13 protein-coding genes are annotated in these 12379 nt (G+C 67.0%); 11 read left to right on the forward strand and 2 right to left on the reverse strand.

Annotated elements, in window-relative coordinates; translation table 11 throughout:
• Positions 1-5 precede the first annotated feature (5 nt).
• On the forward strand, positions 6-1121 hold the full coding sequence (locus DIE17_RS16480; RefSeq protein WP_124486133.1) for an alkene reductase: 1116 nt from the start codon (positions 6-8) through the stop codon (positions 1119-1121).
• Positions 1122-1245: 124 nt separating this feature from the next.
• Here DIE17_RS16480 and DIE17_RS16485 read toward each other — a convergent pair whose 3' ends face one another.
• Positions 1246-1911 (reverse strand): O-methyltransferase, encoded by a 666-nt coding sequence (locus DIE17_RS16485; protein ID WP_124486132.1) that lies wholly within the window; start codon positions 1909-1911, stop codon positions 1246-1248.
• 48 nt (positions 1912-1959) lie between these two features.
• Between DIE17_RS16485 and DIE17_RS16490 the strand changes: the two genes are divergently transcribed.
• The 7 genes from DIE17_RS16490 (at position 1960) to DIE17_RS16520 (ending at position 8948) form a co-directional block, all read left to right on the forward strand.
• Positions 1960-2646, forward strand: coding sequence for a TetR family transcriptional regulator (locus tag DIE17_RS16490; RefSeq protein WP_124921126.1), 687 nt, complete (start codon positions 1960-1962; stop codon positions 2644-2646).
• A 538-nt stretch (positions 2647-3184) separates the two neighbouring features.
• Positions 3185-4573, forward strand: coding sequence for an NCS2 family permease (locus DIE17_RS16495; RefSeq protein WP_124921127.1), 1389 nt, complete (start codon positions 3185-3187; stop codon positions 4571-4573).
• Between the two features lie 239 nt (positions 4574-4812).
• Positions 4813-5406, forward strand: coding sequence for a hypothetical protein (locus DIE17_RS16500; protein ID WP_124921128.1), 594 nt, complete (start codon positions 4813-4815; stop codon positions 5404-5406).
• Positions 5407-5436: 30 nt separating this feature from the next.
• Positions 5437-5649 (forward strand): hypothetical protein, encoded by a 213-nt coding sequence (locus DIE17_RS16505; RefSeq protein WP_124530117.1) that lies wholly within the window; start codon positions 5437-5439, stop codon positions 5647-5649.
• Positions 5646-6566 (forward strand): LysR substrate-binding domain-containing protein, encoded by a 921-nt coding sequence (locus tag DIE17_RS16510; RefSeq protein ID WP_185702668.1) that lies wholly within the window; start codon positions 5646-5648, stop codon positions 6564-6566. Before DIE17_RS16505 ends, DIE17_RS16510 begins: the two co-directional genes overlap by 4 nt.
• Positions 6567-6791: 225 nt before the next feature.
• Positions 6792-7574: an ABC transporter substrate-binding protein gene (locus DIE17_RS16515; RefSeq protein ID WP_044845853.1), complete on the forward strand. Its 783-nt coding sequence runs from the start codon at positions 6792-6794 to the stop codon at positions 7572-7574.
• Between the two features lie 258 nt (positions 7575-7832).
• Positions 7833-8948, forward strand: coding sequence for a succinylglutamate desuccinylase/aspartoacylase family protein (locus DIE17_RS16520; protein ID WP_124921129.1), 1116 nt, complete (start codon positions 7833-7835; stop codon positions 8946-8948).
• A 148-nt stretch (positions 8949-9096) separates the two neighbouring features.
• On the opposite strand, the gene DIE17_RS16525 is transcribed toward DIE17_RS16520, so the two are convergent.
• On the reverse strand, positions 9097-9903 hold the full coding sequence (locus DIE17_RS16525; RefSeq protein WP_124921130.1) for a MetQ/NlpA family ABC transporter substrate-binding protein: 807 nt from the start codon (positions 9901-9903) through the stop codon (positions 9097-9099).
• A 306-nt stretch (positions 9904-10209) separates the two neighbouring features.
• Between DIE17_RS16525 and DIE17_RS16530 the strand changes: the two genes are divergently transcribed.
• The 3 genes from DIE17_RS16530 to DIE17_RS16540 all read left to right on the forward strand — a co-directional run bounded on the left by DIE17_RS16530 (position 10210) and on the right by DIE17_RS16540 (position 12373).
• Entirely contained in the window at positions 10210-11370 is a 1161-nt protein-coding gene (locus DIE17_RS16530; RefSeq protein WP_124486126.1) for a porin, read from the forward strand.
• A 223-nt stretch (positions 11371-11593) separates the two neighbouring features.
• A complete protein-coding gene (locus DIE17_RS16535) occupies positions 11594-11854 on the forward strand; it encodes a DUF2866 domain-containing protein (protein ID WP_044849042.1) in 261 nt (86 codons plus the stop codon).
• A gap of 135 nt (positions 11855-11989) precedes the next feature.
• Positions 11990-12373 (forward strand): DUF6232 family protein, encoded by a 384-nt coding sequence (locus tag DIE17_RS16540; protein WP_124921131.1) that lies wholly within the window; start codon positions 11990-11992, stop codon positions 12371-12373.
• The last annotated feature ends 6 nt before the right edge of the window (positions 12374-12379 follow it).

Genomic DNA, 12379 nt, shown 5'->3' on the forward strand with positions numbered 1-12379 from the left:
CCATCATGACCCAGGACCCGCTGTTCCAACCGCTGCAATTCGGCGCGCTGACGCTGCCGAACCGCATCGTGATGCCGCCGATGACGCGCTCGCGCGCGAGCCAGCCCGGCGACGAAGCCAACGAACTGATGGCCGCGTATTACGCGCAGCGCGCGAGTGCGGGCCTGATCGTCAGCGAAGGCACCTACATCGCGCCGCTCGGCAAGGGCTACGCATGGACGCCCGGCATCCACACGCCGTCGCAGGTCGCCGGCTGGCGCAAGGTGACGGACGCCGTCCACGCCACGCACGGCCGCATCTTCGCGCAGCTGTGGCACGTCGGCCGGCTGAGCCACACGAGCCTGCTCGGCGGCCGGCAACCCGTGTCGTCGTCGCCGCTCCAGGCGAAGGGCGTGAACGTGTTCATCGCCGGTGAAGACGGCAGCACGCCGGGCTTCGTGCAGGCCTCCGAGCCGCGCGCGCTGTCCGTCGACGAAATCCGCGAGATCGTCGATCAGTACCGCGCCGCCGCGCGCAACGCGATCGAGGCAGGCTTCGACGGCGTCGAGCTGCATGGCGCGAACGGCTATCTCGTGAACCAGTTCATCGACTCGAACGCGAACACGCGTACCGACGCGTACGGCGGCTCGCTCGAAAACCGGCTGCGCTTCCTGCGCGAAGTCACGCAGGCGCTGATCGAAGGCACCGGCGACGCATCGCGCGTCGGCATCCGCCTCGCGCCGTTGACCACGCTGAACGGCTGCGTCGACGACGATCCGGAAACGACCTACCTCGCCGCCGCGAAGCTGCTCGGCGAACTCGGCGTCGGCTACCTGCACATCGCGGAAGCCGACTGGGACGATGCGCCGCTGATGCCGGTCGAATTCAAGCAGCAGCTGCGTGCCGCGTACCCGGGCGTGCTGATCTACGCCGGCGCATATACCGCAGAGCGCGCCCGCGAAGCGATCGCCGCCGGCTGGGCCGACCTCGTCGCCTTCGGCCGCCCGTTCGTCGCGAACCCCGACCTGCCCGAGCGCCTGCGCACCGGCGCCGCGCTCACGCCGCACGACCGCAATACGCTGTTCGGCGGCGGCGCACAGGGCCTGACCGACTATCCGACGCTCGCGCAAGCCGCGGCGTAAACGATCCGAAGGAATCCTGCATGAAAGCAACGCTCGCCCGGCTCGCGCTCGCCGCGATCCTGCCGTTCACGGCGGCCCAGGCGGCGCGCGCCGCGCGGCCAGCATGCTTGCAACGTCTCGCCGCTCAGCCGATCCGCATCGACAGCTCGACATCGCCGCCGAACGGCACCGACAGGTAGCCGTTCTCCGGCGCACGCACGTAGGCCAGGTAGTCGGGGCTGTATTCCGCGTTGTCGGCGACGACGAACGCGCCGGGCCGCAGCCGCGGCTCGACCCGCGCGAGGATCTCCGGATACAGCGCCTTCGCGCCGTCGAGCAACACGAGATCGACGGTCTCCGGCAGATCGGCCGCCAGCGTGCGCAGCGCATCGCCCACGCGGATTTCCACCAGATCGGCCAGCCCGGCCGCCGTCAGATTCGCGCGCGCCCGTTCGACCTTCGACGCTTCGAACTCGCTCGTGATCACCCGGCCGCCGCCGTTGTCGCGCAGCGCGGCCGCGAGGTGCAGCGTCGAGATGCCGAACGACGTGCCGAATTCGACGATCGAGCGCGCACCGCAGCCGCGCGCGAGCATGTACAGCAGCGTGCCCGTCTCGCGCGACACCGCGAGCGGATAGTCCTTCAGGCGTGCATAGAAATCGGCGTAACCGGTCTTGCTGCGCATCAGCCGCGCGTGCTCGTCGTGCGACAGGTCGGCGAAGTCCGGGCTCGACGCGGGCGACGATGCCTCGGCTTCGTCGAACAGGCGCGCGAGCAGCGCCGCCAGCGGGTCGTGAATCAGGGTGGTCATGCGAATCTCCGGTGTCAGGTTGAGTGCGTCAGGGCGCCCGACTAGAATATGACGAACTATTCAGGTTTTACTATTCGCATTGGCAGACCCGTCATGACCGACCGCCGCAACACCCCGATCGCCTCGCGCAGACTGCCTCGGCAGGCCCGCTCGACCCAGCTCGTCGACGCCGTGCTGCAGGCCGCTATTCAGGTTCTGGCGACCGAAGGCGCGCAGCGCTTCACGATGGCGCGCGTCGCCGAGCGCGCCGGCGTGAGCGTCGGCTCGCTGTACCAGTACTTCCCGAACAAGGCGGCCGTGCTGTTCCGGCTCCAGCACGACGAGTGGCGGCAGACGTCCGGGATGCTGTGCGCGATTCTGCAGGACCCGCGGCAGACGCCGCCCGAGCGCCTGCGCACCGCCGTCCACGCGTTCATCCGTTCTGAATGCGACGAAGCGCCCATGCGCATCGCACTCGATGATGCCGCGCCGCTCTATCGCGACGCCCCCGAGGCGCAGGAAGTGAAGGCCGCGTGCAACCGGATCTTCAGCGCGTTCATGCGCGAAGCGCTGCCCGACGTGCCCGACGTGCCCGACGCCACGCATGCGCTCGCGTGCGAATTGATCATGACGACGCTCACGACGGGCGGCAAGGCATTCTCCGAAACCGCGCGCACGCCTGCGGAAATCGACGCATATGCGACCGCGATGGCCGACATGTTCTGCACGTACCTCGCGCATCTCGCGCGTGTCTGATGCAGTGGCAGGCCAGGACGAGCGCGGGCGCGGCCCGCGCGCGGCACCGGCATCATCCGGATGCGGGTTGCGCACGGCCGCGTTTTCACATCCGGCGCGGCTGTTTCCGCGCGCCCGCGCAGCCTCTCCGAAAGTCCTTCGTAAGAGTCGATGCATCACCCGCTCCCGCCCCGCCCGCCGACCCTGCATTCAAATAGTCGCCTTAACGGATTCGAACTAGGCGTATACACGCGTTCCGCGACCACGAAGCCCCGTTGCACGCCGATATAAGCGCTGCGACATGCGCTGCATGCTCATCCCCCAATGGGACGTGACGGGCCGTTCGCCTAACCTTCGCTACGGCAAAGCACACGTGACAGGATCGACCGCACCACGCGTCGCACGACGCGGCATACGCGCCCCCTTCGACGCGCGTACGACGACACGACTCACGCGTGAAGCGTCCCCACGACGCCGCCGAACATTCCAACCAGATTCGAGACACCCTGACGACGGTCCGCCACGGGCCGTTTCAGCATGCTGATAAAGGAGCAAGCTCATGAGTGATACCCCGGTGCAGCCGACGGTCGGCGTCGGCGCGGAAGAAACGGACTTCGGCGCCAAGGGAGTCATCGACCGGTACTTCGGCATTTCGTCGCGCGGCAGCACGCAGCGTCGCGAAATCGTCGCGGGCGTGACCACTTTCCTCGCGATGGTCTACTCCGTGTTCGTCGTGCCCGGCATGTTCGGCAAGGCCGGCTTCGACACGAGCGCGGTATTCGTCGCGGTCTGCCTCACCACCGCGTTCGGTTCGCTGTTGATGGGCCTGTGGGCGAAGCTGCCGATCGCGATCGGCTGCGCGATTTCGCTGACGGCGTTCACCGCGTTCGGGCTCGTGCTCGGCAAGGGCCTGCAGCCGGCCGTCGCGCTCGGCGCCGTGTTCCTGATGGGTCTCGTGTTCACGGGCATCTCGGTCACCGGCGTGCGTTCGTGGATCCTGCGCAACCTGCCCGCGGGCGTCGCGCACGGCACCGGGATCGGCATCGGCCTGTTCCTGCTGCTGATCGCGTCGAACGACGTCGGCCTCGTGATCAAGAATCCGGGCGCCGGCCTGCCGGTCTCGCTCGGCCAGATCACCGCGTTCCCGGTCATCATGTCGGTCGTCGGCCTCGCCGCGATCTTCGGGCTCGAGAAGCGTCGCGTGCCGGGCGGCATCCTGCTCGTCGTGGTCGCGATCTCGCTGATCGGCCTCGCGTTCGATCCGGCCGTGAAGTACCGCGGCATCTTCGCGCTGCCGTCGCTGAGCGCACCGGGCCACGCGTCGCTGATCGGCGCGATGGACATCAAGGGCGCATTGTCGATGGCCGTGCTGCCGAGCGTGCTGGCGCTCGTGATGACCGCCGTGTTCGACGCGACCGGCACGATCCGCGCGGTCGCGGGCCAGGCCGGCCAGCTCGACGAGAACGGCCGCATCATCAACGGCGGCCGCGCGCTGACCGCCGATTCGGTCAGCTCGATCTTCTCCGGCTTCCTCGGCGGCGCGCCGGCGGCGGCCTACATCGAGTCGAGCGTCGGCGTGGCGGCCGGTGCGAAGACGGGCCTCGCGGCCGCGGTGGTCGGCGTGCTGTTCCTGGTCGTGATGTTCTTCTCGCCGCTCGCGGGCCTCGTGCCGTCGTACGCCACGGCCCCCGCGCTGATGTACGTCGGCCTGCTGATGCTCGGCAGCGTGAGCAAGCTGCACATGGACGACATGGTCGACGCGATGTCGGGCCTCGTGTGCGCGGTGTTCATCGTGCTGACCGCGAACATCGTGACGGGCATCATGCTCGGCTTCTCGACGCTCGTGATCGGCCGCGTCGCCAGCGGCGAATTCCGCAAGCTCAACGTCGGCACCGTGCTCATCGCGGCCGTGCTCGTCACGTTCTATCTCGGTGGCTGGGCGATCTGACCGCGGATCATGCGCGACGTCGCCTGCCGAAGGGCGGCGCGCATCGGGACGGCATCGTCTCCTCCACCATCGTCGTTGATGGTCTCCAGGCTCGGGAACGTACGTTTCCGGGCTTTTTTTCGTCGGTGCGACGGGGGTTCCGGCGGGCCCTCCGGCCGGGACGGGAAACCGCGGCAGCGTGCCGCGCATCGCGAATCCGCACGCGGTGCTACGATCGCGTTTTATCCTCCGGAACGCTCATGAATCCGTTCGGCATCGTCTCCGAATCAGACACGCGGACCGCGGCGCGCAAGCCACCGTTCATCCCGTCGTTCGGTTTCGTCGAAGTTCATGAATCGCGGCCGATCGACGCGCCGCCGTCGCGCATCATCGATGCGGTGGCCACGCTCGACATGCGCGCCGATCCCGTCATCGACGCGCTGCTTGCCGTGCGCGAAGCGCCGGCGGCCATCGCCCGCGCGCTGGGCCAGCGTCCGGACGACGCCGCCCGCGAGCGCTTCGGCTTCGATTCGTTCACGCTGCTGCATCGCGACGACACGTCGCTGTCGCTCGGGCTCGTCGGACGCTTCTGGCGTCCGACGCCCGACGTGCGCACGATCGACGACGCCGCGGCGTTCGTGCGGCACGACGATCCGGATGACGCGAAGCTGGTGTTGCGCTTCGAGGTCGTCGGGCTGTCGTCAGGCGCGCGGCTGCTGCGCACCGAAACCTTCGTGCACTGTCCGAGCGCGCGCACGCGCCTGCTGTTCCTGCCGTACTGGCTCGCGATCCGGCTCGGGAGCGGCTGGATCCGCCGCCGCACGCTCGCGGCCGTCGAACTGGCGCTCGCCTGACACGCCGGGACGCCGTCGAACGGAAACGCGATGATGTCGTATCGCGGCATACATCGACGGCATCTCGAACACGCACGCAACATCATCTGCAATCCTGATCGGTTTACCGCCGCACACAACGAAACGGCGCCGCGCACCGCCGCGCGATTTTTGTTCCGCCCCGCGGCCGCCGTCACCTCGCGCTACCCTATCGATCTTCGCGCCGGCGCCCCGGCCCGCCGCCAGATCCGAACCGATCGATGACCCGCATCCGCAACCACCTGAACATCGCGCAGCTCCAGGCCTTCGTCTCCGCCGCGCATCACAAGAGCCTGCGCGCCGCCGCGCGCGAGCTCGGCGTCACCCAGCCCGCGATCACGCACACGATCCGCGAACTCGAAACGGCGCTGAACGCGGAACTGCTCGTGCGCAGCGTGCGCGGCGTCGAGCTGACCGCGTGCGGCCACGCGCTGCTGCCGCGCGCCGAGCAGCTGCTCGGCGACATGCGCCGCACCGTCGAGGCCGTCGAGCAGGTGAAAGGGGAAATGTCGGGGCGCGTCGCGGTCGGCACGATGCCGTCGATCGCGCTGACCGCGCTGCCGCACGCGGTCACCGCCTTCCGCCGGTCGATGCCGAACGTGAACCTGCATCTGGAGGAAGTGACGGTGCCCGACGCGCTCGCGCAGCTGCGCAACGGCACGCTCGACATCGCTGCGATGCACCATGTGCCCGCGCTCGACCGCGATTTCACGCAGGTCCCGCTGCTGTCGACCGAGTTCACCGTCGTGATGCGCGAAGGCCACCCGCTCGCGCACGCGCGCCGATTAGAGGAATTGCTCGACGCGGAATGGATCGTCACGGTCGGCGCCGAGCAGTTTCCGCACAGCGTGATGGTCGGGATGTTCGAGGCGCGCGGGCTGCCGCTGCCGAAGCGCCTGCTGCGCTCGCCGATGTCGTTCGCGGTGACGCTCGGGCTCGTCGCCCGCTCCGACGTGATCGGCTGCTTCACGCGCCCGCTGGCCGCGATGGTGGCGCCGCTCGGGATCCGCACGGCCGATCTCGACGAAAGCATGCCGCGCTTCGACCTGTCGATCATCGCGCGCCGCGACCTGCTGCCGACGCCGGCGGTATCGCAATTCGTCACCTGCCTGCGGCGCGCGGTCAACGAAACGCTAGGTTGAATCGTTCCTTCCTCTGAAACGGTCGCGCGCCGCATGCGCAGCCGTCGGGTCCGGTATCGGGGCTTGTCCTAGGCGCCCTGCCGGTATTTTGTCTTGATAATCTTGCGCACGTCGCGCGCCCGCATCGGGCAGCGAAACGGACAGTCCGACGCGAAGCCGCGCCGGGCCGAAGGCTTACGGCGCGGCACAACCGCGCACCCATCGAACAAAACGAGGAGTCACCGAGTGAAAAAGATTCTTGCGGCTGTGACCGTGGCCCTGCTCGCCGTATCGGCCGGCACTGCATACGCGAAGGACTGGACGACCGTACGCTTCGGCGTCGACGCAAGCTACCCGCCTTTCGAATCGAAAGGGGCTGACGGCAAGGTGGTCGGCTTCGACGTCGATCTCGGCAACGAAATCTGCCGCCGCATCAACGCGAAGTGCGTGTGGATCGAGAACGACTTCGACGGGATGATCCCCGCACTGAAGGCTCGCAAGTTCGACGGCGTCCTGTCGTCGATGTCGATGACGCCGGCACGCGAGGAACAGATCGCGTTCTCGTCGAAGCTGTTCAACACGCCGACGCGCCTCGTCGCGAAGAAGGGCGCCGGCCTGATGCCGACGGCCGAATCGCTGAAGGGCAAGTCGGTCGGCGTCGAGCAGGGCACGATCCAGGAAACCTACGCGAAGACGTACTGGGCCTCGAAGGGCGTGAACGTCGTGCCTTACCAGAACCAGGACCAGGTCTACGCCGACCTGATCTCGGGCCGTCTGGACGGCGCGCTGCAGGACGCGGTGCAGGCTGAAATCGGCTTCCTGAAGACGCCGCGCGGCGCGAACTTCGATTTCGCCGGCAAGGACATCGACGATCCGAAGACGCTCGGCAACGGCGCCGGCATCGGCCTGCGCAAGGAAGACACCGACCTGAAGGCGAAGATCGACGGCGCGATCGCCGGCATGCGCAAGGACGGCACGTACGACAAGATCGCGAAGAAGTACTTCGATTTCGACGTGTACGGCAAGTAACACCGCGCAACGCGCGCCTCGCGACCGCGCAGACGGGCTCCGCAAGGAGCCCGTTTTTTTTGCTCGCGCGCGGCGAAAGGCCGCTCGACACGCGTGGACGAAGGGCTGCGGCGCCGTTATTTTTTACGCGCCAACCCGATGATTCGTAAAGGAAATCGACATGGCCGGCGCGCGGTTTGATAGGTTCGCGGAAGGCAACGTACAATCGATCTTCCACGCATACCGGATCACTCGCGGCTGCGCCGCCCTCCCCTCATCATGCAAACGCAGACCCATCCGCTGATTTCCCCCGCCGTCGGCACCGAACGCCAGATCACGAGCTTCCACTACGGCCCGCGCGGCGGCAGGAAGGTCTACATCCAGTCGTCGCTGCACGCGGACGAACTGCCCGGCATGCTGGTCGCCGCGCTGCTGCGCCGCAAGATCGCCGCGCTCGAGACGGCCGGCAAGCTGCGCGGCGAAGTGGTCATCGTCCCCGTGCCGAACCCGATCGGCCTGTCGCAGCACGTGTTCGGCGATCACCTCGGCCGCTTCGAGCTCGGCTCGATGCAGAACTTCAACCGCAATTTCTACGATCTCGCGGCGCTCGTGCTGCCGCGCATCGAAGGCCGCCTGACGAACGACGCGCAGCGCAACCTCGCCGCCGTACGCGCCGCGATGCGCGAGGCGCTCGACGAACAGAAGCCGCGCACCGAGCTCGAATCGCAGCGCCTCGCGCTGCAGAAGCTGTCGTTCGACGCCGACATCGTGCTCGACCTGCATTGCGACAGCGACGCGGTAATGCACCTGTATACGAACCCCGATCTGTGGGAAGACGTCGAGCCGCTGTCGCGCTACCTGGACGCGCAGGCGTCGCTGCTCGCGCTGAATTCGGTCGGCAACCCGTTCGACGAGATCCACAGTTTCTGCTGGTCGGATCTGCGCAACCGGTTCGGCGATCGCTTCCCGATCCCGAACGGCGCGATTTCCGTCACGGTCGAACTGCGCAGCGAGCGCGACGTGTCGTACGAACTCGCGGAGAAGGACGCGCAAGCGATCGTCGAATACCTGACCGAGCGCGGCGTCATCGACGGCACGCCCGCGCCGCTGCCGCCGCTCGCGCATCCGGCCACGCCGCTCGCGGGCACCGATCCGCTCGTCGCGCCGGTGTCCGGCGTGATCGTGTTCCGCACGCCGGTCGGCGCATGGATAGAGGCCGGCCAGGATGTGGCCGACATCGTCGATCCGCTGACCGATCGCGTGATCACGCTGAAGAGCAGCGTGTCGGGCGTGCTGTACGCGCGCCAGATCGTGCGCTTCGCGACCGCCGGGATGGAAGTCGCGCGGATTGCCGGCGCGAACCCGATCCGCACCGGGTCGCTGCTGTCGGCCTGAGTCGCCTCCGGTCCGGGCCGCCTGAACGGCCGGCCCGCGCGCCGCATCGCGACGCGCACCAACGAAATCGCCCGCTTGCGCGGGCGATTTGCTTTTCGGTCCGGCGGCATGCCCGGCGACGTGGCCGGGGGGCAGCCGGGCGCAGCGTTCAGAACGCCGGCACGATCGCGCCGCCAAACTTCTGGTCGATGAACTTGCGCACGTCGTCCGATTCATAGGCCGCGACGAGCTTCTTCACCCACGGCTTGTCCTTGTCCTGCGCGCGCACCGCGATCAGGTTCGCGTACGGCCCGCGCAGGTCCTCGATCGCGATCGCATCCTTCACCGGCGTGAGCCCGGCCTTCACCGCGTAGTCGGTGTTGATCGATGCGGCGTCGACATCGGGCAGCGCGCGCGGCAACTGCGCGGAGTCGAGTTCGACGATCTTGATCTTCTTCGGGTTCTCGGCGATGTCGAGCGGCGTCGCGTTCACGCCGTTGCTGCCCACGCCCGGCTTCAGCTTGATCACGCCGTACTTCTGCAGCAGCAGCAGCGCGCGGTTGCCGTTGGACGGATCGTTCTGGATCCCGACCTTCGCGCCGGCCGGCAAGTCCTTCAGCGACTTGAGCTTCTTCGAATAGAAGCCCATCGGCGCCGTGTAGGTCAGCCCGACGTTGACGATCTTGTAGCCGCGCTGCTTGATCTGGCTGTCGAGAAACGGCTGGTGCTGGAAGCCGTTCGCATCGAGGTCGCCCGAATCGAGCGCCGCGTTCGGCTGCACGTAGTCGTTGAATTCGATGACCTTGATCGCGAGCCCTTCGCGTGCGGCGACTTTCGTCACCTCGGTCCAGATCTGCGCGTCGGGGCCGCTCATCGTGCCGATCTTCAGCGTCTGGGAATCGGCGTGCGCGCCGGGCGCGGCAAAGGCCAGCACCGCGGCAAGCGCGCCGAGGCCGGTCAGGATCGAACGTCGCATGGTGTCCTCTTCTCCCGTGTCGTTGTTGAAGCGCGCATCGTGGCACGGGGCCGGACCGGCACCAACCAAGCTTATTTCATGTGCATATTCCTCACTCCGATCGAATCTCAGGCGGAATCGGTATAACTCCCTGCTGTACAACCGGGCAGAATCCAATGTCGCATCGGCACCACAGATTCGTAATATGACAAGGCTGTCACATTCATTACGTCGCCCGCCGATAAAGTTGCGACCGGTCCGTGAAAGCGCCCATAGAGAGCGCCGGAACCGCAACTGGACACGCCATTTACTCGCTCGGAGAATCCTTTGAACAAGAAACTGTTGACCATCGCCATCCTCGCAGCAACGGCTGGCACGGCGCACGCACAAAGCAGCGTGACCCTGTACGGTGTCATCGATGCCGGTATCAGCTACGTGAACCACAGCAAGACCGCGAACGGCGGCAGCGGCAAGCTGTTCAAGTACGACGACGGCGTGGCCCAGGGCAGCCGTTGGGGCCTGCGCGGCACCGAAGACCTCGGTGGCGGCCTGAAGGCGATCTTCGTGCTCGAAAACGGCTTCAACAGCGGCAACGGCACGATCGGCCAGGGCGGCGCGATCTTCGGCCGTCAAGCGTACGTCGGCCTGAGCCAGGCGCAATACGGCACGGTCACGTTCGGCCGTCAGTACTCGTTCTCGACCGACATCCTCGGCTCGAACTACTCGACGGGCGGCAACACGGTCGCGGGCAACTACGCGTACCACGTGAACGACGTCGACCAACTCACGTCGAGCCGCATCAACAACTCGGTGAAGTTCCAGAGCGCGAACTACGCCGGCTTCACGTTCGGCGCGTTGTACGGCTTCTCGAACTCGACCGACTTCGCAGGCGCACCGTCGACCACGACGGGCACCACGACGACGGCCGGTTCGTCGCGCGCATACAGCTTCGGCCTGAACTACGCGAACGGCCCGTTCGCACTCGGCGCCGCCTACACGGACATCCGCTTCCCGAGCCAGTCGACGCCGGCATTCTCGACGTCGATCGCGAACATCGCGCTGACGAACATCCGCGACCTGCGCACGTACGGCGTCGGTGGCCGCTACCTCTTCGGGCCGGCAACGGCATGGCTGCTCTGGACGCGCACGCAGTTCACCCCGATCGCGGCTGGCGCATCGGGCACGTTCTACAACGCGTATGAAGCGGGCGTGAAGTACGCGATCACGCCGGCCCTGTCGGCAGCCGTCGGCTACACGTACACGAACGCCACGCAAAGCGGCAACTCGGCACACTGGAACCAGGGCAACATCGGCCTCGACTACGCACTCAGCAAGCGTACGGACGTGTACGCGCTGGTCATCGGCCAGAAGGCGTCGGGCAACAACGTGCAAGCGCAGATCGGCTCGAGCACGAGCTACTTCAGCACGTCGGGCAACGGTGCGACGAACCAGATCGCCGCGCGCGTCGGTATCCGCCACAAGTTCTAAAGCATCCGCTTAACTCGTCCGCTCATCGCGCGGATGACGACGGCACGAAGCGCCCCGCTCCATGCGGGGCGCTTTTTTATGGGCTTTTAAGTTTCGCTTAATTCTGGGCTGAGAGGATGCTCTCACCCCCCCTGTTGGCCGCCTGAGCATCGGCGGCTTCTTTTTTTTGAGACCCACTACGGCACCGCCATCAACTGCCCGCAAGACAGGATCGGAGGCCAAGATGATCGAAGATACCGTTTTCAGCCATCTGCACGCGATTCTGACGCGTCAGCATTCGCTACCGGTCCAGAGCTGCCGCGTGTCGGTGGCGATGCAGCGCCCATGGGGCCGCCCGTACCGGCTCGTCGAATGGACGATGCATCTCGACGCGCCCGCGCGGCGCCAGATCGTACCGGCCGAATCGACCGACGAAGAGATCGCCGAGGTCGTCGCGTCGCACGTGCCGGGCCGCCTGTACGGCGACGGCCAGCTGCAGTTCTGACTTCCCCCTCGTTACGCCTCGTTACCCGTCACTGCCCGCAGCGCGGCCGGCCCGCACGCATCGTGCGGCACTCGGTCTCGTTTGACGCGGCAACGAAGTCTGCTACGCTGCGCGTTTTCGTCCACGCACCATACGATGGAAAACGCATTCAACGAACGCGGCGTGATGGTCACGCGCAACGGCCTGTCGGCCGCCGGGCAGGTCTTCCCGCTGCGTGACATCCGCAACGTCGACGTCGTCAAGATCCCGAAGAATCGCCTCGTGCCGTCGCTGATCTCGCTGATCGGCGTGGTCGCCGCCATTGCCGGCGGCATCGGCGGATCGAGCGCCGCGCTGGTCGTCGGCGTGATGCTCGCCGTCGTCGGCTATCTCGCCTGGACCACGCAGGACATCACGTACCGGCTGATGATCGAGATGCCCGACGGCAAGCGCGAAGCGCTGTCGAGCGTCGACCCCGAATTCGTCGAACGCGTCGCGCAGGTCGTGCGCGATGCACGGACGGCGACGGCCGCCGGCTGATTTCCG

This window comes from Burkholderia sp. Bp9099 (assembly GCF_003857805.1).
Taxonomy (GTDB): domain Bacteria; phylum Pseudomonadota; class Gammaproteobacteria; order Burkholderiales; family Burkholderiaceae; genus Burkholderia.